This is a genomic window from Shewanella sp. (assembly GCF_048265805.1).
In the GTDB taxonomy this organism is placed as follows: Bacteria; Pseudomonadota; Gammaproteobacteria; order Enterobacterales; family Shewanellaceae; genus Shewanella.
This window is the reverse complement of sequence record NZ_JBLXAT010000005.1, coordinates 119965-144770: the sequence shown is the minus strand read 5'-3', so window position 1 is coordinate 144770 and position 24806 is coordinate 119965. Positions and strand designations below refer to the sequence as shown.

Sequence of the window (24806 nt, the reverse complement as noted above, 5' to 3'; positions counted from 1 at the left end):
CACCAAATGGTTAGCATAGCCGATGCTCACGCGCTCAAACGCTACTAAGCTCACAAGCGCTCCCTTCGCATCAACAGCATTAAGAAAAATGGTGCGCCAATCATCGCCGTTAGAATGCCCAGCGGCAGCTCAACATGGCTGACCGTACGAGCCATGGTATCGGTCACTAACAGCAAAATAGCCCCCACAGCCATGGCACTTGGCAATAATCTGACATTGTTTGCACCGGTAATGATGCGGCAAAAGTGAGGCCGACCCAGCCGATAATGCCAGCGATAGATACCGCACTGGCGGTGACGAGTGTAGCAGCCACAATCAACCCCCAGTACAATCGAGTGACATTAACGCCCATTGCGCGCGCTTCATCATCGGGTAAGCTGAGTAGATTCATGCGCCAGCGCAACAGCCACAACAGCAGCATACCTAACAGCAATAGTGGTGCGATGGTGGTTAAATCAGCCACGGTGATGGTATTTAGCCCACCGAGCAACCAAAAGGTAATTGACGGTAGTTCAGTGTATGGATCTGCCAGCACTTTGATTAAGGTCAAAACTGGCAAGGCCCAATAATCGCTCTGGTGCTAATGCCAGTAGCAACATGTCGGCTGGTGCGCCAGCGCTAATTAGACGTTGCAACTTTGGCGCTGGCGGCACCTGACCAAACATTGATAGCTGTGAAGTGCTCGCCGCCAACGAAAATTAAGGCAATAGGCTACCCCACAATAAGCCACCCATGCCTTGTAATACTCGTCGACCCGTTACATCCATCTCAGCTCGTGCTCCCTAAAAATCGCTATATAACCTACTACATAACGAAATTAAATTAAACGATTACTGATAGACACTGCTTAGAAACATCACCTACGCCAAAGGAGTGGTCGATAGCGTCAGTCATTGGGATAAAGGTCGAGCCTATCGATGGTAAATTCCACCCGACCAGTTAAGTAAGTTTGCCCAAATTCGATGCAAAAACCTTGCACCGCCACCAAACCACGCTCGCTATCAACAACCCGCCCCGTTCCGCGGTAACGATAAGACCCCATGTTTTGCAGCTCATCAGCAGCGTCATCATCCGGCCAATCAGCGAGTGCTGCTGCAACTAACTCACCATCAAGGATCTGCAGTAAATTATCGACCTTATCCCCCTGCCGATAACTGCCTAGATGGCTAAACACTTCAACGGTAGCTTCGCCGCTATCCAAGGTCACCGTGGCACTCTCTTCGCCAAACCACTCGACCTGACGTACTAATAACTGCGCTTGCATGTAAAACTATATCCCTATCGTATGCTGCTTGATGCTGCATCATAACAGCGGCCAGCGGCTTCGCTACAGTAAACAGTCACTACGACTTTAGTTTGTATCCACTGTGTAACATCTAACCACACCCAACAAAACACAAGCTTAAATTAGCAACCGTTAAACCACCCTGTTAACCGCTCAGTCTGGCTAGTTACCGCTTACCATCGTCAACCAACCGCTCACCCAAACTCCCCTTGGCGTTGTTAATAAAACGTTTAAGCTGACCCCAACGCTAACCTGGAGAGCATAAACATGTTGTGGTTTTTACTCTGTGTGGGGCTGCTACTTGGCGGCTATTTCATCTACGGAACCTTTGTCGAAAAAGTATTTGGCATTAATAACAAACGGCAAACGCCTGCCTATGCGCAAAATGATGGCGTCGACTATGTGCCGATGTCTAAATCAAAAGTCTATTTGATCCAACTACTCAATATTGCCGGTGTTGGCCCAATCTTTGGCCCTATCCTCGGTGCTATGTACGGCCCATCAGCGATGTTGTGGATTGTCATCGGCTGTATCTTCGCCGGTGGTGTGCATGACTACTTCTCTGGCATGTTGTCAGTACGCAATAGTGGTCAATCAGTGCCTAACTTAGCTGGTAAATACCTCGGTAAGAACGCTAAGAACTTTATGAACATCTTCGCCATCATCCTACTGCTGTTGGTCGGCGTGGTGTTTATCTCGGCGCCTGCGGGTCTGCTAGGCAAGTTAACTGGCCTGAGCGTGACCATGTTTGTGGGTATTATCTTTGTGTACTACCTCATTGCGACCATTGTTCCCGTCGATAAAATTATCGGTCGCTTGTACCCATTTTTTGGTGCCTTGCTGCTGTTTATGTCTGTCGGTTTGACCATCGCCATTGTCGCGTCTGACGAACATACACTGCTAGCAGGTTTCGGCCCTGCCGACTTCCTGAAAAACTTGAACCCAAATGATGCGCCGCTGTGGCCAGCACTGTTCATCACCATCGCCTGCGGTGCAGTTTCAGGCTTCCATGCAACGCAATCACCTTTGATGGCGCGTTGTGTTGAAAATGAGTCTAATGGTCGCTTTGTGTTCTACGGTGCCATGATTGGTGAAGGCGTCATCGCACTGATCTGGTGTGCTATCGCTCTGTCGTTCTTCAACGGTGTTGAAGGTTTGAACGAAGGTATGGCTGGTAATCCTGCAAACGTTGTCTATAGCGCGTCTACGGGGCTGTTGGGCACTATCGGTGGCTTCATGGCGGTACTGGGCGTCATCGTATTGCCAATCACCTCTGGTGATACAGCATTCCGCTCTGCCCGTTTGATTTTGGCTGAGTACTTCAACATGCCACAGGTGAAGATCAGCAAACGTTTACTGTTGGCACTGCCTCTGTTCGTTATCGGCGGTATTCTAACCCAAGTGGATTTCGGCATTATCTGGCGTTACTTTGGGGTGGCAAACCAAGCCACTGCAGTAATGATGTTGTGGACTGCCGCTGCCTATTTGATGCGTCACAACAAGCTGCACTGGATTTGTACTGTCCCTGCAATGTTTATGACTGCTGTGGTATTCACCTTCCTACTGAGCTCAGCCACACTGGGTGCCGGCTTACCGATGACAGTTTCCACTATCGCGGGGGTAGTCATTACCATACTGACTACCGCACTAGTGTTCTACATCAGTAAAGGTAAAGCAGCGCTTCAAGCCGCAGAAATCGAAAAAGCTGAACAAGCGTAAACTCAGATTTCATCATCAAAGAAAGCCAGTGAATTCACTGGCTTTCTTTATTAGGTCTGTCCCATCCCGAAAGATGCTCTTCTCAAAAACACATCAGCAACAAACGCGAGCTAAATCGCCCCTGGGCGCAGATGCTTAGCAAAAGGGAACGCCGCTTTTAGTCGAGCGAGTTCACCGTCTTCCACCACCAGTAATATGCGCTGTCCATGCTGCCATGCCGACACTAACTCACTATCAGACATAGGCGCAGCCCGCTCTGCGTCTCGACGCAATAATTCCTGTAGCTCGGGGGTCACTTCAGCTAAGGCGATCACGCGGTCAATGCGCTGCAACAAAGGTAATGCCGCTAGCGGCAACAGTTGCGCAGGTGTAGCAACATCAATTAACAGCAATTCACCTTGGCTAGTTGCCTCAGTAAAACACTGCTGATAACGCTGAGGGGTATTGCTGTCAAAACGTTCACCGTTAGTGTTAAAGAAACGTTCCCAAAAACGACGTCGCTCCGCCCCAGAAGGCAACAACTGCTGCACCTCTTCCCGCTTCTGCGCAATAAAATCAAATAACGGCGCTAATGAATTCGGCAACATAGCTTCTAACTTACCGCGCAGATCACGGGCATAAATCGGCGCCGCACCTGCGGTACTTATGGCCACAACTAATCGGTCACGATCAATGATAGACGGGGTAATAAAATCGCAAGCGGCGGGTGTATCAACCACATTGACCCAAGCTCCAAGCTCTTTAGCTTTGGCGGCCAAACTGAGGTTGAGCGTGTGATTGGCGGTGGCGATGTAGATAAGGTCGCGCTCAGACAAATCATCTAGCGTCACCTCACGTTGCGTTAAGGTGATACGTCCAATAGCGGCATAGTGCTGTACTTCGGCACAAACCTCAGGGGCGATAACCTCTATCATCGCTTGGGTGCGACTTAATAAATCCAACTTGCGACAGGCAACCTCACCAGCACCGATAACTAGTACTTTGAGGGTATGGGTATCGAGGTAAATGGGAAAATATTGCATCGGTCTGCTACCTGCTCTGGTACGGCTATACTGACTCTGGCCAAGATATGTTACGAATAATACCTTGGTATTCAGTGCAATTTGAAGCGCAGTAACCATCAGCTGCCTGAGTTTCATCCGCGGATGATTATCCTGCTAACGATTTAACGCTAGCTCATGGCAGCAACGCCTTTAACAGCATCTATTGATGCGTTTCGCAGCGCTCGGCACTACAATTCCAACACAGTTCAAAGCTGGCTTCGTTGTACTCATGGCACTGCAAGCACTGCCACTGAGGGCGCTCAACATGCATGGCCGCGAGCATTTGCTGAGCCTGATCGCATTGGCAATCTGCCACCCACAACTCAACATTTTGCATATCAACAGGCAGCTCCCCGACGCCCCCCATTAACGCTTCTCCACGTAACTCCACTTCAATCCCGCTAGTTTCCAACATCCCTTTCCATGTATGGGCTTGTAATAAATTACCACCTGCCACTAATACTTTTCTCTGTTCCATTTGTGTTCCTACTGCATCAGTCGTGAACCATCTAAGCTCGCTGAATTTCACTGGCGCTATATTAGCGTTAGCCAGCTACATGCTACCGTCAAAAAATGAGCAGTGTCGAGGTCTTAACCGCAAAACTTTACTTTTTATCAACAAATACTGTTAAGCACTAGCTGAATAAAACAACAAAAAAGCCACTCAATTGAGTGGCTTCCCATTAAGTTCATAAGCGGACTTACGGCATCATATTAGGCTGATCTGCGCCTTCTTTTTCCACTTGTGTTGGCATCATGTGTTCGCGGTTAATACCTAAACGAATCGCCAAGAAGCTAGCAACGTAGATAGATGAGTAAGTACCTACCACAATCCCCATCAGCAATGCAGTTGCAAACCCATGGATCATTGAACCGCCCTTGAGGAACAAGGCAACCACAGTGATCAGCGTAGTACCAGTAGTGATAATGGTACGGCTCATGGTTTGTGTGATAGAGGCGTTAACCACTTCACGCGGCTCGGCTTTACGCATCTTGAGGAAGTTTTCACGGATACGGTCAAACACAACGATAGTATCGTTCAGTGAGTAACCTACAACCGTCAGAACCCCCGCTAATACCGTTAAGTCAAACTCCAACTGCAGCACAGAGAATAACCCTAAGGTTACAATCACGTCGTGCGCCAATGCAGCAACTGCACCGAGTGACAAGCGCCATTCAAAGCGGAACGCCACGTACAGCAGAATACAGATCAAGGCGACCAATACGGCCATACCGCCCTGTTCAGCAAGTTCTTGCCCCACTTGTGGGCCAACAAACTCTACGCTTTTTTGCTCAACATTAGCGTCTTGCTTTTGCGCTTCCGCCATCACTACTTTGACTTGCTCATCGCTCTTAGCACCATGAGGCGCTTGCAAACGCACTACCACATCGCGGCTAGTGCCAAAGTTTTGCACTACGGCGTTTTCTAACTTGCTGTCGATGGCAGCCCGCAGTTCGGTCAAATTAGCAGGTTGGCTGAAGTTCAGCACTACAGAGGTACCGCCAGTAAAGTCCAGCCCCCAGTTGATGCCTTTTGTCCCCAAAGACACAAGAGAAGCAACGACTAGAATCATCGACATAATACTGATCGGCGCCGCATGACGCAGGAAGTTTACCGAACCTTTAAAATTGAAAAACTGAAACATTGTCGGTATTCCCCTAAATTGATAACTTCTTGAGACGTTTGCCGCCCCACAACGCGTTAACGATCGAACGAGTTCCCACGATCGACGTAAACATTGAGGTTGCAATACCAATCATCAGGGTCACAGCAAAGCCTTTAATAGCGCCCGTACCAACCGCGAACAGAATTAATGCGGTGATAAAGGTGGTAATGTTGGCGTCGGCAATGGTTGAGAACGCGTTAGCATAACCTTCATGAATCGCTTGCTGAATCGAACGACCAGCGCGCAGTTCTTCACGAATACGTTCGTTAATCAGTACGTTACCGTCAACAGCCATACCAACCGTCAGCACCATCCCCGCGATACCCGGCAGCGTGAGCACGGCACCTGGGATCATGGACATCACACCAACCACCATCACCAAGTTGAATGACAGCGCAAAGTTAGCAATCAAACCAAAGGCACGATAGTAGATAAGCATGAAGATAAGCACTACCGCCATCCCCCATACCATCGCTTGCAGACCGTTTTGGACGTTTTCAGCACCCATGCTTGGGCCGATAGTACGTTCTTCTACAATCGATACTGGCGCAATCAAGGCACCCGCACGCAGCAATAGTGCGAGGTTTTGTGCTTCACCAGGGCTTAAGCCGGTGATCACAAAGTTACGGCCCAAACGCGCTTGAATAGTAGCAACCGAAATCACCTCTTCGACTTTGTTCATTTTCACTGAGCCATCAGGATTGCGTTGACCGCTATCCTTATACTCGATGAACAAGGTTGCCATTGGATTACCAATGTTATCTTTGGTGACGTTAGAGAAGATGTTACCGCCTTTGGCATCAAGGTTGATACTCACTTGCGGACGACTGTATTGGTCAAATGAAGGTTGTGCACCTGTGATATGGTCACCGGTCAGCATCACTTCTTTTTGCAGTACCACTTCACCGCCTTCACGACGTTTGTAAACTTGTGAAGTAGCAGGCAAACGTCCAGCTAACGCATTTTGCAGGTCAGTTTTCTGGTCAACCATGTGGAATTCAATAGAAGCGGTCGCTCCCAGAATTTCCTTAGCACGTGCAGTGTCTTGCACCCCTGGCAGTTCAACGATAATGCGCTCAGCGCCTTGACGTTGTACGACAGGTTCAGCCACACCCAGTTCGTTCACACGGTTACGAATAGTGGTGATGTTCTGTGTCAGCGCGTCTTCCTTAATCTGTTTCAGATAAGGCTCGCTCATGTTAGCTAATAACTTGAAGTTATCGCCGCTGCTGATATCAGCAAACACCATTTCGTTGTTAGCACGGGTTTTGAGGAAAGATTCTGCTTGCGAAACGCTGTCAGCATCACGGAAGTTGATCTCAATACCACGCTGAGTGACTTTGATACCTGAGTAACGAATTCGCTCCTCACGCAGTTGTGAACGGAAATCAGCAACTTTGGCTTCTTCCATTTTGCGAATTGCTTCGCTCATGTCCACTTCCATCAAGAAGTGCACACCACCGCGTAGGTCGAGACCCAGCTTCATTGGTGAGCCACCAAGGTCAGCTAGCCATTTCGGTACTGCAGGCGCCAAGTTCAGCGCCACTGAGTAACCTTCGCCTAACGCTTCGGCAACCGCTTCTTTCGCCAATAGTTGGTCTTCAGCATTCGTCACACGCACCAGAAGCTGACCATTTTCCAACTCTGAACGTTTGACGGCAATGCCTTTGCTCGCCAACAGGTCGCTGACTTGTTGCTGCGTCGTTGCCGTTACGGCTACGCCACGAGTACCCACCACCTGTACAGCATGATCCTCACCAAAAAGGTTAGGCAGGGCATAGAAAGCCCCGATGGCGAGCACAATGATCACCATCAGGTTTTTCCACATAGGATATTTATTTAACACGCCTTAAGCCCCCTTGGCTTACAGCGACTGAATAGAGCCTTTTGGCAATACCGCCGCAATATAATCTTTCTTGATAGTGATCTGAGTGCTGTCGTTCAGGTTGATCAACACATACTCATTGTCTTCAGCGATTTTGGCAATCTTACCCACTAAACCACCGTTGGTGAGGATTTCGTCACCTTTAGACAGCGAAGACATCAGATTTTTATGTTCTTTTACACGTTTAGACTGCGGACGGAAAATCATGAAATAGAACACTAAGCCCATCAGAATGAGCATCATCATCAACTGGAACGTACCACCTGATTGAGGTGCGCCACCGGCGCTGGCGTAGGCATTTGCGATAAACATACTTTCTCTCTTCTTATTTCAGTAGATTTAGTCAAGTAATTCGGGCACTTCACGGCCCTGACGAGTGTAGAAATCCGTTACAAAGGCGTCTAATGTACCTGTCTCGATGGCACCGCGCAAACCCTGCATCAATCTTTGGTAGTAACGCAGATTGTGGATGGTGTTTAAACGGGCACCGAGCATTTCATTACAACGGTCTAAGTGGTGTAAGTAGGCACGTGAATAGTGCTTACAGGTGTAGCAATCACAGCCTTGTTCCAGCGGTGACGTATCATCACGATGACGCGCATTACGGATCTTAATTACGCCATCAGCAGTAAACAGATGACCGTTGCGTGCGTTACGGGTAGGCATTACGCAGTCGAACATATCTACACCACGGCGAACACCTTCAACCAAATCTTCCGGCTTACCCACGCCCATCAGGTAACGCGGTTTATCTTCCGGAATTTTTGGACAAACATGTTCCAAAATACGGTGCATATCTTCTTTCGGTTCGCCCACTGCCAGACCACCGATTGCGTAGCCATCGAAGCCGATGTTAACTAAGCCATCAAGGCTTTCGTCCCGCAGGTGTTCATAAACACTGCCCTGAATGATACCGAACAGCGCATTAGGGTTTTTCAAACGGTCAAATTCATCTCGAGAACGCTGGGCCCAACGCAGCGACATCTGCATTGATTTGCGCGCTTCATCGACAGTGGCAGGATATGGTGTGCATTCGTCAAAAATCATCACCACGTCTGAGCCAAGCGAATGCTGAATTTGCATCGACTTTTCAGGATCAAGGAAAATTTTTTCACCGTTGATAGGTGAACGGAAGTGCACCCCTTCTTCGGTAATCTTACGGATATCACCCAAGCTGAACACTTGAAAGCCGCCTGAGTCAGTCAAAATAGGGCGTTGCCAGTTCATAAAGTCATGCAGATCACCATGCTTTTGCATCACTTCTTCGCCGGGACGCAACCACAAGTGGAAAGTATTGCCGAGCAGAATATCGGCACCTGTTTCTCTCACTTCCTCAGGGGTCATGCCCTTAACGGTACCGTAAGTCCCCACAGGCATAAATGCTGGGGTTTCTACTGTGCCGCGTTCAAAAACTAAACGTCCGCGACGTGCGCGGCCATCTTTGGTTTGCAGTTCAAACTTCATGTGTTACCTCGTCAGAGAAACAGTCTGACTTGTTGTGGGGCCTAACCCCGCTAGATTCAAGGGGAGCCAGTAGCTCCCCAACATTAATTTTTCGCAACAATGTGAGCCGGATTGTAATCCTATCAGCGCTTTTCCGCCGCTTGGCGAGTCACAAACATGGCATCACCATAACTAAAGAAGCGATATTTTTGCTCAACGGCATGATGATAAGCCTTGATGACATGCTCATAGCCCGCAAATGCTGACACCAACATAATCAAGGTAGATTCAGGCAAGTGGAAGTTAGTGACCAACGCATCAATCACTTTCCATTGATAACCGGGATAGATAAAAATGTCGGTATCGCCGCAGAAGGGTTTTAACACACCATCATTAAATGTCGCCGCACTTTCCAGTGAACGCACTGACGTCGTACCAACTGCAATCACCCGCTTACCGGCCGCTTTAGTGGCATTGATAGCGTCGACAACGTCCGCAGGTACATTAGCCCACTCTGAATGCATGTGGTGCTGTTGAATGTCGTCAACACGAACCGGTTGGAAAGTGCCCGCCCCCACGTGCAGTGTGACAAAAGCGGTTTGCACACCTTTGGCTTTTAATGCTGCGAGGATTTGTTCATCAAAATGCAAACCCGCTGTTGGTGCAGCAACTGCTCCTGGGGTTTGGTTATAAACCGTTTGGTAGCGCTCTTTATCGGCATCTTCATCAGGGCGGTCGATGTAAGGCGGCAATGGCATATGGCCAACATCGTCTAACATCGCCAGAATGGTACCATCAGATTGCAGTTCTAGTTCAAACAGGGCGTCATGACGCGCCACCATTTTCAACTGATAGCCGCCATCTAAAATGATGTCGCTCCCCTCTTTCGGGGATTTAGAACTACGCACATGCGCTAACATGCGCTTCTCGTCCAGCATACGCTCGAGCAAGATCTCCAGTTTGCCACCAGAGGCCTTTTGGCCAAACACACGAGCAGGCACTACCCGAGTGTTATTAAACACCATCAGGTCGCCTTCGTTGACCAAGTCGAGAATATCTTTGAAATGTTTGTCCTGCAGCGTACCGCTATTTCCGTCTAGGGTTAACAATCTAGACGCGCTACGTTCAGGCGTAGGAAATTTCGCGATCAACTCTTCCGGAAGATCGAACGCAAAATCTGCAACTCGCATGGGAATGCCTCAGAATAGCTTAAATCGGCGGCTAGTCTATGGGCTTGTTAGGGGAAATTCAAGAATCCTTGAGATCAGGCGCTTTATACTCTTTCGCTGCTGGCATCTCAAAATTCAGCGGTTGAGCATCAATCTGCTCAAAAGGGATATCTATCGGCACCCGTTTCCGTACTGGTTGCGATGATTTTTGACACAGTTTTTCAATCCAATTCCACATCGTCCATGATCCTTCATGCCGTACATCTATATTTGCTACAATCGCGTTTAGACAAGAAAAACACCCGCGTCTGTGATATTTTTCTACACCTCGGTGGCAAATAATAGCCACATTTCGCCTTCTGACAAGTACAAATTATGAACTTTTTAGCCCATCTCCACCTCGCCGACATCAGTAACACCTCGCTGGCAGGTAATATCGCGGGCGACTTTTGTCGTGGCAATATTGCAGATCACCCCAAGCATCTACAGCAAGGGATCTGGCTGCACCGTAAAATCGATACACTTACCGACCGAGACGAAAGCGTTGTGGCACTTAAGCACCAGTTTCCCGCGCCGTTGCGTCGAGTCGCGCCAATCTTAATCGATCTCGCCTTTGACCATATGTTGGCACGTTATTGGGATGAATATCATCACCAACCTTTGAGCCAATTTAGTCAACGGTGTTATCAGCAGCTAACAAATACCGAGCAGTTACCTGCAACGCTCGGCGCGCTGTCAGTAAAAATGCAGCAAGGTGACTGGCTTGGCAGTTACGCCGATAAAGATGGCTTTCACCAAGCGGTTAACGGCGTAAGTAAGCGCTTATCTAAACCTGAGTTATTCCGTGGCGCGACTCAAGCGTTGACTAAGCTGGATGTGGATATCGAAATTGCCTTTCGTACATTCTATCCGCAATTAATGGCTTATAGCCGCTTATGGACGCGACAAACGCCGGAACAATACCTGTAGTGGCGTGCCAGATTTGGTATGAGGCCGCGCTTTGTATACAATACGGCGCGGACTGCAGGAGACAATATGCAAATCTTTGAATACCATCCACCTAAACTGCCTTGGCTCGATATTCGTTACATTGACCGCGATGTCATAGTGATCAACAAACCCGCAGGTTTATTGTCAAATCCCGGCCGTGCTGAAGTCACTCATGACTGTGCGCTCACGCGCTTGCAGCAACTGTATCCAGAAACCATCTTGGTGCACCGTTTAGATTGCGCCACCTCGGGCATTATGGTGTTCGCCCGCAATAAAAAGGCGGAATCCCACCTAAAAACCCAATTCCAAGAACGGCACAACGACAAACTCTATATTGCCGAAGTGGATGGTTGGCTTGAGCAGAGCCAAGGCACAATCAATCTGCCCTTGGCACCCAACCGCGATAATCCGCCAATGCAAAAGGTGGATAATGACGGTAAAAAAGCCATCACCCACTTTAGCGTGTTGGAACGCCGCGAAAATGAACAAGGCAAATCGACCTTAGTGTCTTTACAGCCAGAAACAGGCCGTACCCACCAACTGCGGGTGCATATGTTGGCTCAAGGTCATGTGATTCTCGGGGATGATTTTTACGGGGATGAGCGGGTTCTGCATGCCAGACCGCGGCTATGCCTACATGCAGCTAGCCTGCTGTTTAGTCATCCTTGGTCAGGTAAAGAGATGCACTTTGTCAGTATGGCGGGCTTTTAAGACGGTCATTATTCTGGTGTTGAGTGAGCTAAAAGCCTGCTCAACACCAACGCCTAACCACTTAAGCGGCGTTAACTTGGCTGGCGGTATAGAAACAGCCATCATCACGGCAAAAAACCAGCGCGCCGTTAGCTTTTAACACGAAGAACTCACCAAAGAAGTTGCCGCCCTTCTCTTCTAGGCGCACCCCGACTTCTGTCTCTTGCGCAGTCATCTCATCGCAGCTATGGCTACCATCGTTGAACCAAGTTTCCATGATCCATTTATCCGCTTCGCGGTATAGCAAGATCTCGTCATCAAGATTAGGCCGTTGATCGCGCCAACTGCCCACTAGTTCACCGTGCTGATGTTGTTCACGCACCAACTTGCGGCGCTTTTCCGCAGCAGAAACCCCTGATAATTTGCAACAGCCTTGTAGTTGCAACGGCAGTTTTTCCTGAATATTCAGTAACAAACCCATGGTACTTTTGCCCCCAAACGCAAAAAGTAAACATTTGGTAAAACCAAAACAATCTATTTACACAACAACGGTTTAGCCGCTGCTATAAATTCGGTGACAAGTGTAACGAAGAATAATTAACAAAACGAGATCTAGATCACTTTCAACGACGAACTTTACTTACTAATCCATCAAGATCATGTTTCGTTATGAAACGTGATCTTGCCTAAAAAAACAGCACAGGTTAATGGAGCTGCAGTTTCACGCCGGGATCGGTAGTGGTCGCTAAGGCTGACTGTTCAACAAACACGGCGGCAACGGCAACTAACCGCTCATTAGCAAACAGCAGCGGAATGCGTGGCCGCAGCCATGGCGGTACCTTGGCCTCTTGCCAGACTTTCTTCAACTCACGTCCTTGTGAGCGCCAATGAGGATGACAGCGTAAGCTGCCTGACACGCCATAGCGGATTTCCAGCTTTGCGTTGAGCTTAGCCAGCGCAATACGTGGCCCATCGGCGTTCAATGTGGCGGTTAACTGCTGCCACGGTGCAGCTTGCGGCAGCTGCCAACAACCAGCGAGCAAGGCTTGCTGCTGCATGGGGTTCAGCACGAGATCACTGGGCGTTGCTGCAGGGGCCCCAGCGTCGATATACAGCGCACCATCGAAACGGCGAAACCACACATTGCCGAAATTCAGTGCCACATTAGCATCGGCTTGTGCGCCAAATAGCTGTTGCTGTAGCTGTTGCAACTGCACTTGTGAGGGCGGTGGTAGTTGCTGCTGTAAACAGAATTGTCGCAGCAGTTGCCGTTGCCATGCAGGGCTAAATTCGGCCAGCGCGGCAATATCAACAATCGCCTGCTGGGTCAGTGCGCAGTGGCGCAACAGTGGCGCTAATTTATGCGCCGCAACCTCTTCCAACAAAGCTTGCTGTTCGGCGCACAAGGCGGCACTTCTGGCTGCGGTTTCGGCCACGGCAGGCCAACGCTGCTTTAATTCGGGGATAATCTGCTGTCGCAGAAAATTGCGGTCATAGCGCGTATCAAGATTACTATCATCGTCGACGTAATCGAGATCGAGCTGGTTTACCGCTTGCTCAATCTGGTCGCGGCTAATACTCAGCATCGGCCGTAGTTGCCAACATTGCTTGGCAAACGGTTGTAGCGCGCCCATTGCCGCCAAACCTTTCGGGCCTTGGCCGCGTTTGAGCGCCAGTAACACCGTTTCTAATTGATCATCTTGATGATGAGCCGTTAGCAAGATGTCGCCCGCGTGCATTAGCCCTGATAACGCCTGATAACGCTGATGCCGCGCTTCCGCTTCGACACTGATCCGTGCGCCGCGATTGAGGGTTACCTGCAGCACTTGCCCATCGAGCTGGTATTCGCGAGCAATGCCTAAACAGTGCGCCGCCCACTCATCGGCATGGCGATTAAGACCGTGGTGCACATGCACTAAATGCACCCATGGCCGTAGCTCAGGCTGCTGGCGCACCAGCAAATTTAACGCGTAAGCCAATAACGCCGAGTCCATGCCGCCACTGAAGCCTAACCACAAATGCCGCGACGGCTGAGCGCCTGCTGGCATTAACTCAGCGAGCAGTTGCTGTAAACGGGTGATGATGGCATCGGTCAGCGCGCGGCTCATTCAAAGAGAATCCTCACCCGATCGCTACCCAACAGGGTTTCCAGCTCAAGCATCAGTTCATCAGATGGATTAATGCGCCAATCGTCACTCATACGAAAACGCGCTTGCGCATGAGCTTGCTGATACTCAATCACTAACGGCACCGCCCCATTGCGCCACGGTGCCACCTTTTGCTGTAAGTTTTCCAACCATGCGGGAGAAACTTTAGCGGCATCGAGTTTCAGTTCCACGGCAGAGGCAAAGTGATTGCGTGCTTCGCTCATATCGATGATGTTGCGCGCCGTCATGCGGTTACCACCGGAGAAGTCATCAAAGCTCACTTCGCCTTCGCAGATCAGAATACGATCTTGCTCTAGCAGATGATTAAACTTCTCAAACGCCTCAGTAAACAGCATGACCTCAAGGCGGGCACTCTTATCATCCAGCGTCAACAAGCCCATTTTTGAGCCGCGTTTGGTGGTCATCACCCGCGTGGCGACGACAAGACCAGCCACTTTGACGCTCTTACCGCGCTCAGTAGGATGTACATCCTTCAAACGGGCGCTAGTGTACTGTTTCAGCTCCGTCAGATATTGGTTAATCGGGTGGCCGGTAAGATACAGTCCTAGGGTTTCCCGCTCGCCTTCGAGCCAGATTTTATCTGGCCATGGGGCACAGTCGACAAACTGCTGCTTCACCTCGCCTGGGTCGTCATTGAGCAGGCCAAACATATCATCTTGCCCCAGCGCCAAGGCTTTAGCGTGTTGATCGGCCGCTTTAATCGCTTCCGGCAAGGTCGCCATCATCGCCGCGCGGTGTGGACCTAACCCATCGAGCGCGCCAGCACTAATCAGACGTTCAATTACTCGTTTATTAAGCTTTTTCAAATCAATACGCGCGCAGAAGTCAAACATATCTTTGAATGGACCAGATTTACGCGCTTCAATAATCGTATCGACAGGGCCTTCACCGACCCCTTTAATCGCGCCAATGCCGTAGACAATATTTTGCTCGGTATCAACGGTAAACTTGAACAAGCCCTTATTCACATCCGGCGGGATGATTTTCAATCCCATGCGGTCACATTCATCCACCAAGGTGACGATCTTGTCGGTGTTGTCCATGTCAGCCGACATTACCGCCGCCATAAACTCAGATGGAAAGTGAGTTTTCAGCCACAAGGTTTGATACGACACCAAAGCGTAAGCGGCAGAGTGGGATTTGTTAAAACCGTAACCCGCAAACTTTTCCACCAAGTCGAAGATTTTCATGGCGAGTTCAGGATCAACGCCCTGACTTTCCGCCCCCGCACGGAAAGTACCGCGCTGCTTAGCCATCTCTTCCGGCTTTTTCTTACCCATCGCACGACGCAACATATCCGCGCCACCGAGCGTGTAGCCAGCGAGTGCTTGTGCAATCTGCATTACCTGTTCTTGGTATACGATAACGCCGTAGGTTGGTTCCAGAATTTCCTTCAAACACTCGTGCTCAAAGTCAGGGTGTGGATAAGCCACTTTCGCCTGACCATGTTTACGGGCGATAAAGTCATCCACCATGCCCGATTCCAGCGGTCCCGGACGGAACAGCGCCACCAATGCAATCATGTCTTCAATGTTATCGGGTTGCAGACGCTTAATCAGGTCTTTCATCCCGCGCGATTCGAGCTGAAACACCGCTGTAGTTTCGTAGCGTTTTAGCAGGCGGAACGATGCTTCGTCGGCCAAATCAATTGCGGCGATATCGATAGGCTCTTTGCCTTCGCGCGCCATACGCGGATTGATCATATCCAGCGCCCATTCGATGATGGTCAGCGTCCGTAGCCCCAAGAAGTCGAACTTCACCAGCCCCGCATATTCCACATCGCCCTTATCGAATTGGGTAACGGGGTTTTTCCCTTCGGAGTCACACAGCAGCGGGCTGAAATCGGTGATAGTGGTGGGCGAAATTACCACCCCCCCAGCGTGCTTACCGGAGTTCCGGGTCACACCTTCGAGCTTACGACACATGTCGATAAGGTCGCGCACCTCTTCATCGGCTTCATAAGCCTCCGGCAATGCGGGTTCAGCCGCAAAGGCTTTCTCCAGCGTCATACCCGGCTCGGCTGGAATCATCTTGGAGATGCGGTCCACAAAACCATACGGGTGGCCTAGTACGCGGCCTACGTCGCGGATAACCGCTTTGGCCGCCATGGTACCGAAGGTAATAATTTGCGATACCGCGTCACGGCCATACATTTCCGCCACGTGGTCGATAACTTCGTCACGGCGATCCATACAGAAGTCGACGTCAAAGTCAGGCATCGAAACACGTTCAGGGTTCAAGAAACGCTCGAACAGCAGGTCAAATTCCAGCGGGTCAAGGTCAGTAATTTTCAGCGCATAGGCCACCAAAGAGCCGGCACCAGAACCACGCCCTGGCCCTACCGGAATGCCGTTATCTTTGCCCCACTGGATAAACTCCATCACAATGAGGAAGTAGCCGGGAAATCCCATCTGGTTAATCACGCCGAGTTCGCGGTCAAGCCGCGCATCATACTCTGGACGTTTTTCTAATCGCACTGCTTCATCGGGATACAAAAACGCTAACCGCTCTTCCAAACCGATTTTTGAACGGTGTACCAGATAATCCTCAGTGGACATATCACCGGTGGGGAAGTTAGGCAGGAAGTATTCGTGCAAACGCACGGTGACGTTACAGCGTTTGGCAATTTCAACAGTGTTTTGCAACGCTTCAGGAATGTCGGCAAATAGCTCACACATCTCCGCTTCCGATTTAAAATACTGCTCCGCGCTGTACTTTTTTGGCCTGCGAGGATCGGCTAAGGTGAAACCATCATGAATCGCCACGCGAATTTCATGCGCTTCAAAGTCCTCTCGGCGCATAAACACCACTTGGTTGGTGGCGACGACCGGTAAACCGTATTGCTCAGCAGCAGCCACGGCCAGATGTAGATAACGCTCTTCGTCTGGGCGACCAGTACGCAGCAATTCTAAATAGTAACGATCTGGAAAATGTTGTTGGTAAAAGCTAATCAGCTCTGCCGCTTGCTGGTTATTGCCCTTTAGCAAGGCGCGGCCCACGTCGCCATCTTTCGCGCCAGAAAGCAGTAATACGCCTTCGTTGTGTTCTATCAGCCAATCTAAGTCAATTGCAGCGCGGTCACGAATGTAGCCGCGCAGATAGGATTTACTGGTAAGTTGCGTAAGATTTTGATACCCGGCGTTATTCATTGCCAACGCCGTCAAACAGCAGAACTCATCTTCAAAACCGGGGACCACTACCCATAGATCAATCCCAATCAGCGGTTTTAACCCATTATCGTGCGCTGCGCTATAGTATTTCACCAAACCACACATGTTGTTTTGGTCGGTAATGGCGACGGCAGGCATGCCTTCACTGACGGTCTTAGCAATAATAGGTTTCACCTTCGCCAGACCGTCGGTCATGGAGAAATCACTGTGTACCCGAAGGTGAATAAAACGAGGTTCGGTCATTCGAATATCTGCTTGTTTTTGAATGAATGAAGATTTGCTACTGCGGCCAATTATGGCGGCTAACTAGGCCAGGATGCAACCGCTGCTGACAGAGAACAATCAAGGGTTTTACAGAGTAGGCCAACAACTATCCAAACGATGATCTTAGCTACCACAGCGCAGGATAATTGTTGGTAAATAGCGTTGGCTCGTGTCCTTCCCTATGCCAAACCAAGTGCTTGGCGGACAGGTTTAAAACTACGGCGATGCTCCGCGAGGACACCGTGGGCTGCAATGGCTTCAAAGTGCGCTTTGGTTGGGTAGCCTTTGTGTTGGGCGAAGCCAAACTCGGGATGAAGTTTGTCGAGCGCTTCCATTTCTCGGTCACGCGTGACTTTAGCAATAATCGAAGCCGCGCTGATAGCGGCCACTAAGCCATCGCCCTTGACCACAGCGTCTGCTGCAATACCGTCAAAATCCGGCGTACGGTTGCCATCAACTAACACACGTTGCGGTCGCAGCGCTAAACCAGCCACTGCGCGCTGCATCGCCAACATTGTGGCGTGTAGAATGTTCAGTTGATCAATCTCCGCGGGCGATGCACGGCCGACACTGTAAGCCAAGGCGTTGACTATGATGATGTCGTAGAGTGCGTCGCGTTTCTTATCACTGAGTTTTTTAGAATCATTCAAGCCAGCAATGGGCTTAGTCGGGTCAAGAATCACCGCGGCAGTCACCACATCACCCACTAACGGGCCGCGTCCAACTTCGTCAACGCCGGCAACTACGCCCTGTTGTAACACCACTAGCTGTTCAGGCGTGATCTGCTTATAAATCGCCATTTAGGTTAAACGTCCTTTAATTACTTTTTTCTAGCAGCGCAACCACGGCATCCGCCGCCTTCTCGCTCGCATTCTGCTTCAACAGTTGGTGCAGCTCGGTGAATGTCTGCTCCAAAGCGCGTGGATCACTATCGAGTTGTTTACTCACTTCATCCGCTAAGCGCTCGGGATTACATTCATGTTGAATCAACTCCGGCACCAGTTCACGCCCAGCCAACAGGTTAGGCAATGAAAAATGACGAATTTTGATCATCAACTTGGCGATTTGATAGGTGATGGGACTCACTCGATACCCCACTACCATCGCCCGTTTAACTAACATGGCTTCTAAGGTAGCGGTACCTGAAGCCAACATGATGCAATCTGCTGCCGCCATCACTTCACGCGATTGACCGTCAATCAGGCTGATTGCGAGATCTGGCGCGTACTGTTTCAACGCCGCGACATATTGCTCGCGGCGCTTAGCATTTACCAATGGGGTAACAAACTTGATATCAGGAAAACGTTGCTTAATCAGCTTGGCCGCTTCCAAAAACGGCTGAGCTAACATGCCCATCTCGCTACCGCGTGAACCGGGCAAAATAGCCAGATACTCAGCCTCGGCGTCTAAACCGAGCGCTTGCCTTGCGGCCTTTTTATCTGACACCAACGGAATATCATCCGCCAACGTGTGTCCGACAAAGGTACAAGGCACTTGATGTTGATCATAAAACGCCTTTTCAAACGGTAATAACGCCAACACCATGTTGGTCGCCTTGGCAATTTTGAAAATACGTTTCTGCCGCCACGCCCATACCGATGGGCTGACGTAGTGCACCGTTTTTATGCCATGCGCCTTGAGCTTTAGCTCCAGGCCGATATTGAAATCTGGCGCATCAATACCGATAAAGCAGTCTGGCTTGAGGGCGGTGATCTGCTCAACCAACGCGCCACGGATTTTAAATAGCCGCGGTAGGTGCGCTAACACCTCGGCAATGCCCATCAGCGACAACTCTTCCATCGCAAACAACGACTCAAAACCGAGTGCTTCCATGCGTGGGCCGCCTATGCCGACAAAGCGTGCATCAGGATAACGCTGTTGCAGTTGTGCCACTAGGCCGGCACCTAAAATATCGCCGGAGACTTCTCCGGCGACCATGGCAAATACTTTTGGCTGGGTTGACTGGGTCATATCAGCGAATAATGCCTCGTTTTGATGAAGTGACGAAATCGATAAACATTTTAACTTGTTCATCGTTAGCGATGTCATCTTGCAGAGCAACAATAGCTTCATCCACTGTCATGCTGCTGCGATATAAGGTTTTATAGGCACGACGTAGCGCTTGTTGGCTCTCTTTAGAGAAACCACGGCGCTTCATACCTTCAAAGTTAAGACCGCGTGGCGAGGCGGCTTGACCCGACGCCATCACAAACGGAGGCACGTCTTGCAACACCAAACTACAACCTGCGGTAAACGCATGAGGGCCGATATGCACAAATTGATGTACACCGGTCATGCCACCAAGGATGGCCCAGTCATCAACACGGCAGTGACCCGCGATAGACGCGTTGTTTGCCATAATGACGTTGTTACCGACTACGCAATCATGCGCAACGTGTACGTAAGCCATCAGCAGGTTGTTTGAACCAATTTTGGTCAAACCTTCATCCTGCACGGTACCACGGTGAATAGTCACCGATTCACGAATGACATTGTTATCGCCAATCTCCAACCGTGTTGGCTCACCAGCGTATTTTTTGTCCTGACAGTCTTCACCGACAGAGGCAAATTGATAGATTTTGTTGCCTTTACCGATCACGGTTGGGCCTTTCACTACCACGTGGGAGCTAATCCAGCAGTTGTCACCAATCACCACATCAGGGCCTATGTAGGTCCAAGGGCCGATGGTAACGTTGTTTCCTATTTGAGCATCCGGATGGACGATAGCTGTTTCATGAATCACGAACGAATCTCTCTACGGGCACACATGATTTCGGCAGAGCAGACCAATTCACCATCGACTGTTGCTTCACCATAAAACACGCCAATACCTCGGCGTTCTTTGAGCATTTTTACGTCAAAACGTATTTGATCGCCGGGTCCTACCACACGCTTAAAGCGCGCATTGTCGATACCAGCAAAATAATACAACACATTAGGCGATGGTTTTTCGCTCATGGTTTTAAACGCCAACAAGCCTGTGGCCTGCGCCATCGCTTCCATGATCAATACGCCCGGCATCACAGGTTGGATGGGGAAATGACCTTGGAAGAAAGGCTCGTTAATGGTAACATTTTTAATTGCTGTTAACGTCTCGCCCGGCGTAAAGTCTAGCACCCGGTCGATCAACAAAAATGGATATCGGTGTGGCAGAAACGCCATAATTTCCTGAATATCCATAGTGTTCAATTCATTGGACATGAACCAATCCTCAAGCCGTTGAGTTCGGCGTTATTATTCTTTCGGAGTAACCGACTTTTCCAGTTTACGCACACGAGTAAACAGTTCGTCGAGTTGACGGAACCGTACGGTGTTTTTGCGCCACAGGCGGTTATCCATCGCCACTGTTGCAGATGAATATAGTCCTGGCTCTTTCACATCATTAGTGATGTTAGTGGCGCCAGACAGATGCACACCGTCAGCAATGGTAAGATGGCCAGAAATTGCACAGCTACCGCCAATAATACAGTGGCGGCCAATAGTCACGCTGCCTGCCAATACGGTACAGCCGGCAATCGCGGTATTTTCCCCAATAATATCGTTGTGAGCAATCTGAACTTGGTTATCAATGATGCAACCATCATGGATTTCGGTATGTTCTAACGCACCACGGTCAATCGTTGTGCCAGAACCAATTTCAACACGGTTGCCGATACGTACGCCACCGGTCTGTGGGATCTTGATCCACTTGCCCCGCTCATTGGCGTAACCGAAACCGTCAGAGCCCAATACAGCACCCGCGTGGATGATACACGCTTGACCCATATGGACGTTATGGTACAAGGTGACATTAGCCCATAAAATAGACTCGGAGCCGATAATACAGTCTTGCCCAATCACAGTGCCGGAACCAACTTGTACGTTCTCGCCCAACACCACATTGGCGCCAATCACCACGTTAGCCCCAACCGCAACGCCCTCGCCTAATTTGGCACTCGGGTCGATAATCGCTGACGGATGGATGTTATCCGCCGCTTTCGGGGTGGTATCTAACAGCTGCGCAGTACGTGCAAAACCGACATAAGGGTCGGCTAATACAAGGGCATTACCTTGATAATCGTCAGCCATATCGGCTTTCAAGATCACGGCAGATGCTTGAGTAACTTCCAGCTGCTGTTTCAACTTGGGATTAGACAAAAACGCCACCTGTCCGGCGGCGGCTTTTTCTAGTGGAGCTACGGAGGAAACGGTAATGTCACCATTCCCTCGTAGCTCTGCACCAAGATGCTCAGCTAGCTGTTTTAACGAAACAGCTTTCATCAATTATTGGCCTTTGCTCAGCGCTTCAACAACTTGGTTGCTGATGTCTGCGTCAGGTTTAACATAGATAACAGCACCGCGCTGCAACACCATGTCGTACTGCTCTTTTTTAGCAATATCGTTGATAGCTTTTTGTACTTTTACCAACAGTTTGTTTTGCTCTTCACCTTGACGACGACGCAGGTCTTCGTCCAGTGCTTTGCCTTTCAATTGTAGGTCAGCTTTCGCTTGTTCCATCTTACGACCCAGCTCAGTTTTCTGCGCTTCAGTCATCAGTGCGGCATCACGTTGTTCCTTTTCCATGAAGCCTTTTAATTCGTCCTGCAGTTTTTGCACTTCAGCCATACGATCACCGAACTCACTTTTCAGAGAGTTAGAGATCTGCTCGCGTTGAGGGATCTGCTGGAACACAGTACCCATATCAACTACTGCCAATTTTTCAGCTTGAGCAGCTAAAGGAGCACCCGCCAACATGAGGGATACTAGGGCGCCGTTCACTATCTTTTTCAAAGTCAAACTCCTTGTTCGGATTCAGCAATGCTGCCGAGTTTATGTGTTTTTAGAATGTTTTGCCAATATTGAACGAGAAGATCTCTGTGTCGTCGTCATCTTCGCTCTTAATTGGCCATGCGAGGCTGAAGACCATTGGTCCCATTGGTGAAAGCCATTGGACACTCATCCCCCAAGACGCCCTAATCCGACTTGCATCACTGTAATCTGCAAGTTCTGCATAGCTATCGGCAGGCAAATACTTGTATAAGTCGTAGTTAAATTCAGTATCCCATACGTTACCCGCATCAAGGAAGAAGCTAGTACGTACTGAGTTGCTGTAGGCTTCATCCAAGAATGGGGTAGGTACAATCAGCTCGGCACTGGCGGTGGCCAACGCGTTACCACCAATTGAACGGTTGCTACGTACATACACTTGGTTTACGTCACCCGGTAATGAACAGCTATCCCCTGCCGCATCAGGCGAACACGATTCACTGCCACGATAGACATAGAATGCTCGCGGCCCAACCGAGTTCGATTTAAAACCACGCAGGTAGCTACTACCACCAGTGTAATAGTTTTCCCAGAACGGCAAGATCTGGTCATTGTCATGGTACTTACCATAACCGTTAGCATAAGCCAGACGCGCTCTAGTTAAGAACACCCAGCTGTGTGAGCGGTTAAGTGGGAAATAGAAGCTGGTTTCAAAGTCTGCTTTGAAGAACTGTAGATCTGAACCAGGCACGGTCATACGACCACTCAGACGTTGTGAGTCACCCGCTGTTGGGAAGGTACCACGGTCCAGAGTACTGCGGCTCCAGCCTAAGCTGAGCTCGAAGTTATCAAAACTCAAACTATCGTTAGGGTCAGCACCGTTACGGTACAAGTTGTAGAAGCGAATCGCTTGCTGGTAACTAGATACGTCAGAAATCTCGTTGTGACGATAGCCCACACCTAAATTAATACGGTTGTATTCGTTGATTGGGAAGCCCAGCGTCGTTGAAACACCATAAGAGTTGTTCTTATAACGTTCCAAGTATGCGTTGTTCGCATCAAACGCACTCCAGTAGATGGAGCCACCTAAACTCACACCGTCTTTAGTGAAGTATGGATCGGTGTACGATAAGTTCACGCTCTTCTGATAACGGTTGGTGTTCAGGGTGATACCTGCTTGGTTCCCCGTACCTAAGAAGTTAGATTGCTGAATACCGAACTGCAGGCTCATACCTGAGTAGCTGCCGTAACCGATACCTGCGTTGAACGAACCTGATGGCTGTTCTTTCACTTTAAACTGAACATCGACCAAGTCATCAGCACCTGGCACTGGCACAGTTTCTGTATCCACAGTTTCAAAGTAACCCAGACGGTTCAAACGCGCTTTTGACACCTCAATCAAGGCATCATTCAACCAAGCACCTTCCATCTGACGCAGTTCGCGACGCATAACTTCGTCAGCGGTCACGGTGTTACCGGTGAAGTTAATGCCACGAACATACACACGTTTACCCGGCTTGATATTGATGTTTAGGGTAACTTCTTTATGTTCGTCATCAATTTCTGGATAAGTTTTGACTTCAGGATTCGCGTAACCGAAGCGGCCAAGGTACTTACTGTACATCTCTTCGGTAAAGGTCACATCAGCACCGTTGTACTGTACGCCGGTTTTCAGTGGCAAAATGGTTTTCAGCACTTTCTCGCGACCCATCAGGTCGCCAGTCAAGTTCACTTCTTTCACTTTGTACTGCTCACCTTCTTTAACGTTGATGGTGATGTACAACCCTTTACGGTCTGGCGTCATAGACACTTGCGTTGAGGCCACTTCAAAACGGATATAACCGTTATTGTGATAGAAGGTCTCTAAACTCTCTAAGTCCGCTTGTAATTTTTGCTTCTGATAACGGCGCTCACCAAACAGGTTCCACCAAGCAACAAAGTCTTTCAGTTCCAGCAGTTTTGCCAGTTCTTCATCACTGTAATGCTCGTTACCTACAAAGTTGATTTGACGAATTTCCGCCGCCAAACCTTCCGTAAATTTGAATTTGAGTTCAACGCGGTTACGCGGCAAGTTGATGATTTGCGCCTCAACTTTAGCGCCGTATTTACCTACGCCGTAGTAAAAGTCTTGCAGACCTTTTTCGATATCAGACAGCATGGTGCGGTCAAGTGACTCACCCACTTTAACGCCGCTGCTGTTCAAGCTTTCTTGCAGCTGTTCATCTTTAATATCTTTGTTACCATCAAAACTCACGGCACTGATGGTTGGGCGTTCACGCACTTCAACAACCAGCACATCACCGTCACGTGCGACTTGCACGTTTTCGAAGTTGCCTGATGCATACAAGCTTTTAATTGCCTGCTGAAGTTTCACTTGGTCAATGGTGTCACCAACTTTAATTGGCAAGTTCAGCAAGGCGGCCCCTAGGGCGACTCGCTGTAATCCTTCGACCTGAATATCCGCCACTTTAAAGGGTTGGAAAGTGTCGGCCCATCCATTCCCTGAAAAAGCGGCGCCGACCAGTAACATAGAGGCAAAAAGTTTATTTAATCGCATAGAGCACTTC

General features: G+C 49.5%; 22 protein-coding genes and 1 pseudogene. 3 read left to right on the top strand and 20 right to left on the bottom strand.

Features of this window, described 5'->3' with window-relative positions:
* Positions 1–50 precede the first annotated feature (50 nt).
* Positions 51–535 (bottom strand): annotated as a pseudogene (locus tag ACN0TT_RS05230) (FecCD family ABC transporter permease).
* Between the two features lie 351 nt (positions 536–886).
* Positions 887–1264 carry a hypothetical protein gene (locus ACN0TT_RS05225; protein ID WP_417761083.1) on the bottom strand — a complete coding sequence of 126 codons (378 nt, stop codon included), beginning with the start codon at positions 1262–1264 and terminating at the stop codon, positions 887–889.
* A 288-nt stretch (positions 1265–1552) separates the two neighbouring features.
* Between ACN0TT_RS05225 and ACN0TT_RS05220 the strand changes: the two genes are divergently transcribed.
* Positions 1553–3004 carry a carbon starvation protein A gene (locus ACN0TT_RS05220; RefSeq protein WP_417761082.1) on the top strand — a complete coding sequence of 484 codons (1452 nt, stop codon included), beginning with the start codon at positions 1553–1555 and terminating at the stop codon, positions 3002–3004.
* A 110-nt stretch (positions 3005–3114) separates the two neighbouring features.
* Here the strand turns inward: ACN0TT_RS05220 and ACN0TT_RS05215 are convergent, their stop codons facing one another.
* The 8 genes from ACN0TT_RS05215 to ACN0TT_RS05180 all read right to left on the bottom strand — a co-directional run bounded on the left by ACN0TT_RS05215 (position 3115) and on the right by ACN0TT_RS05180 (position 10449).
* Entirely contained in the window at positions 3115–4026 is a 912-nt protein-coding gene (locus ACN0TT_RS05215) for a precorrin-2 dehydrogenase/sirohydrochlorin ferrochelatase family protein (RefSeq protein WP_417761081.1), read from the bottom strand.
* Between the two features lie 181 nt (positions 4027–4207).
* On the bottom strand, positions 4208–4525 hold the full coding sequence (locus ACN0TT_RS05210) for a putative signal transducing protein (protein WP_417761080.1): 318 nt from the start codon (positions 4523–4525) through the stop codon (positions 4208–4210).
* A 223-nt stretch (positions 4526–4748) separates the two neighbouring features.
* Positions 4749–5693 (bottom strand): protein translocase subunit SecF, encoded by a 945-nt coding sequence (gene secF, locus ACN0TT_RS05205; RefSeq protein WP_417761079.1) that lies wholly within the window; start codon positions 5691–5693, stop codon positions 4749–4751.
* A 13-nt stretch (positions 5694–5706) separates the two neighbouring features.
* On the bottom strand, positions 5707–7560 hold the full coding sequence (secD, locus tag ACN0TT_RS05200) for a protein translocase subunit SecD (protein ID WP_417761078.1): 1854 nt from the start codon (positions 7558–7560) through the stop codon (positions 5707–5709).
* Between the two features lie 18 nt (positions 7561–7578).
* Positions 7579–7911 (bottom strand): preprotein translocase subunit YajC, encoded by a 333-nt coding sequence (yajC, locus tag ACN0TT_RS05195; RefSeq protein ID WP_417761077.1) that lies wholly within the window; start codon positions 7909–7911, stop codon positions 7579–7581.
* A gap of 27 nt (positions 7912–7938) precedes the next feature.
* Positions 7939–9063, bottom strand: a complete 1125-nt coding sequence (tgt, locus tag ACN0TT_RS05190) for a tRNA guanosine(34) transglycosylase Tgt (RefSeq protein WP_417761076.1) — start codon at positions 9061–9063, stop codon at positions 7939–7941.
* A gap of 122 nt (positions 9064–9185) precedes the next feature.
* Entirely contained in the window at positions 9186–10232 is a 1047-nt protein-coding gene (gene queA, locus ACN0TT_RS05185) for a tRNA preQ1(34) S-adenosylmethionine ribosyltransferase-isomerase QueA (RefSeq protein ID WP_417761075.1), read from the bottom strand.
* A 58-nt stretch (positions 10233–10290) separates the two neighbouring features.
* Entirely contained in the window at positions 10291–10449 is a 159-nt protein-coding gene (locus ACN0TT_RS05180) for a hypothetical protein (protein WP_417761074.1), read from the bottom strand.
* 137 nt (positions 10450–10586) lie between these two features.
* On the opposite strand from ACN0TT_RS05180, the gene ACN0TT_RS05175 reads away from it, so the two are divergent.
* Positions 10587–11180, top strand: a complete 594-nt coding sequence (locus tag ACN0TT_RS05175; protein WP_417761073.1) for an ACP phosphodiesterase — start codon at positions 10587–10589, stop codon at positions 11178–11180.
* A 66-nt stretch (positions 11181–11246) separates the two neighbouring features.
* Positions 11247–11912: an RluA family pseudouridine synthase gene (locus ACN0TT_RS05170; RefSeq protein WP_417761072.1), complete on the top strand. Its 666-nt coding sequence runs from the start codon at positions 11247–11249 to the stop codon at positions 11910–11912.
* A 61-nt stretch (positions 11913–11973) separates the two neighbouring features.
* Here the strand turns inward: ACN0TT_RS05170 and ACN0TT_RS05165 are convergent, their stop codons facing one another.
* The 10 genes from ACN0TT_RS05165 to bamA form a co-directional block, all read right to left on the bottom strand.
* Positions 11974–12372, bottom strand: coding sequence for a hypothetical protein (locus ACN0TT_RS05165; protein ID WP_417761071.1), 399 nt, complete (start codon positions 12370–12372; stop codon positions 11974–11976).
* Positions 12373–12595: 223 nt separating this feature from the next.
* The gene (gene tilS / locus ACN0TT_RS05160) at positions 12596–13999 is read right to left on the bottom strand and encodes a tRNA lysidine(34) synthetase TilS (protein ID WP_417761070.1); all 1404 of its coding nucleotides are present in this window, start codon (positions 13997–13999) and stop codon (positions 12596–12598) included.
* On the bottom strand, positions 13996–17472 hold the full coding sequence (gene dnaE, locus ACN0TT_RS05155; protein WP_417761069.1) for a DNA polymerase III subunit alpha: 3477 nt from the start codon (positions 17470–17472) through the stop codon (positions 13996–13998). The genes tilS and dnaE overlap by 4 nt, the downstream gene beginning before the upstream one ends.
* A gap of 200 nt (positions 17473–17672) precedes the next feature.
* Positions 17673–18293, bottom strand: coding sequence for a ribonuclease HII (rnhB, locus tag ACN0TT_RS05150; RefSeq protein WP_417761068.1), 621 nt, complete (start codon positions 18291–18293; stop codon positions 17673–17675).
* A 16-nt stretch (positions 18294–18309) separates the two neighbouring features.
* Positions 18310–19464, bottom strand: a complete 1155-nt coding sequence (gene lpxB / locus ACN0TT_RS05145; RefSeq protein WP_417761067.1) for a lipid-A-disaccharide synthase — start codon at positions 19462–19464, stop codon at positions 18310–18312.
* 1 nt (position 19465) lies between these two features.
* The gene (gene lpxA / locus ACN0TT_RS05140; protein WP_417761066.1) at positions 19466–20236 is read right to left on the bottom strand and encodes an acyl-ACP--UDP-N-acetylglucosamine O-acyltransferase; all 771 of its coding nucleotides are present in this window, start codon (positions 20234–20236) and stop codon (positions 19466–19468) included.
* On the bottom strand, positions 20233–20694 hold the full coding sequence (fabZ, locus tag ACN0TT_RS05135) for a 3-hydroxyacyl-ACP dehydratase FabZ (RefSeq protein ID WP_417761065.1): 462 nt from the start codon (positions 20692–20694) through the stop codon (positions 20233–20235). Before fabZ ends, lpxA begins: the two co-directional genes overlap by 4 nt.
* Positions 20695–20727: 33 nt before the next feature.
* Positions 20728–21753, bottom strand: coding sequence for a UDP-3-O-(3-hydroxymyristoyl)glucosamine N-acyltransferase (gene lpxD, locus ACN0TT_RS05130; RefSeq protein WP_417761064.1), 1026 nt, complete (start codon positions 21751–21753; stop codon positions 20728–20730).
* Between the two features lie 3 nt (positions 21754–21756).
* The gene (locus ACN0TT_RS05125; protein WP_417761063.1) at positions 21757–22263 is read right to left on the bottom strand and encodes an OmpH family outer membrane protein; all 507 of its coding nucleotides are present in this window, start codon (positions 22261–22263) and stop codon (positions 21757–21759) included.
* A 49-nt stretch (positions 22264–22312) separates the two neighbouring features.
* Positions 22313–24796 carry an outer membrane protein assembly factor BamA gene (gene bamA, locus ACN0TT_RS05120; RefSeq protein WP_417761062.1) on the bottom strand — a complete coding sequence of 828 codons (2484 nt, stop codon included), beginning with the start codon at positions 24794–24796 and terminating at the stop codon, positions 22313–22315.
* Between the last annotated feature and the right edge of the window lie 10 nt (positions 24797–24806).

What these genes read in the sequence shown, in the direction of transcription:
- lpxD (WP_417761064.1), bottom strand. Translation starts at nt 21,753, where the DNA reads ATGAAAGCTGTTTCGTTAAAACAGCTAGCTGAGCATCTTGGTGCAGAG.
- ACN0TT_RS05220 (WP_417761082.1), top strand. Translation starts at nt 1,553, where the DNA reads ATGTTGTGGTTTTTACTCTGTGTGGGGCTGCTACTTGGCGGCTATTTC.
- queA (WP_417761075.1), bottom strand. Translation starts at nt 10,232, where the DNA reads ATGCGAGTTGCAGATTTTGCGTTCGATCTTCCGGAAGAGTTGATCGCG.
- ACN0TT_RS05210 (WP_417761080.1), bottom strand. Translation starts at nt 4,525, where the DNA reads ATGGAACAGAGAAAAGTATTAGTGGCAGGTGGTAATTTATTACAAGCC.
- ACN0TT_RS05215 (WP_417761081.1), bottom strand. Translation starts at nt 4,026, where the DNA reads ATGCAATATTTTCCCATTTACCTCGATACCCATACCCTCAAAGTACTA.
- ACN0TT_RS05225 (WP_417761083.1), bottom strand. Translation starts at nt 1,264, where the DNA reads ATGCAAGCGCAGTTATTAGTACGTCAGGTCGAGTGGTTTGGCGAAGAG.
- ACN0TT_RS05170 (WP_417761072.1), top strand. Translation starts at nt 11,247, where the DNA reads ATGCAAATCTTTGAATACCATCCACCTAAACTGCCTTGGCTCGATATT.
- lpxB (WP_417761067.1), bottom strand. Translation starts at nt 19,464, where the DNA reads ATGACCCAGTCAACCCAGCCAAAAGTATTTGCCATGGTCGCCGGAGAA.
- yajC (WP_417761077.1), bottom strand. Translation starts at nt 7,911, where the DNA reads ATGTTTATCGCAAATGCCTACGCCAGCGCCGGTGGCGCACCTCAATCA.
- fabZ (WP_417761065.1), bottom strand. Translation starts at nt 20,694, where the DNA reads ATGTCCAATGAATTGAACACTATGGATATTCAGGAAATTATGGCGTTT.
- ACN0TT_RS05165 (WP_417761071.1), bottom strand. Translation starts at nt 12,372, where the DNA reads ATGGGTTTGTTACTGAATATTCAGGAAAAACTGCCGTTGCAACTACAA.
- tilS (WP_417761070.1), bottom strand. Translation starts at nt 13,999, where the DNA reads ATGAGCCGCGCGCTGACCGATGCCATCATCACCCGTTTACAGCAACTG.
- bamA (WP_417761062.1), bottom strand. Translation starts at nt 24,796, where the DNA reads ATGCGATTAAATAAACTTTTTGCCTCTATGTTACTGGTCGGCGCCGCT.
- ACN0TT_RS05180 (WP_417761074.1), bottom strand. Translation starts at nt 10,449, where the DNA reads ATGTGGAATTGGATTGAAAAACTGTGTCAAAAATCATCGCAACCAGTA.
- dnaE (WP_417761069.1), bottom strand. Translation starts at nt 17,472, where the DNA reads ATGACCGAACCTCGTTTTATTCACCTTCGGGTACACAGTGATTTCTCC.
- rnhB (WP_417761068.1), bottom strand. Translation starts at nt 18,293, where the DNA reads ATGGCGATTTATAAGCAGATCACGCCTGAACAGCTAGTGGTGTTACAA.
- tgt (WP_417761076.1), bottom strand. Translation starts at nt 9,063, where the DNA reads ATGAAGTTTGAACTGCAAACCAAAGATGGCCGCGCACGTCGCGGACGT.
- ACN0TT_RS05175 (WP_417761073.1), top strand. Translation starts at nt 10,587, where the DNA reads ATGAACTTTTTAGCCCATCTCCACCTCGCCGACATCAGTAACACCTCG.
- secF (WP_417761079.1), bottom strand. Translation starts at nt 5,693, where the DNA reads ATGTTTCAGTTTTTCAATTTTAAAGGTTCGGTAAACTTCCTGCGTCAT.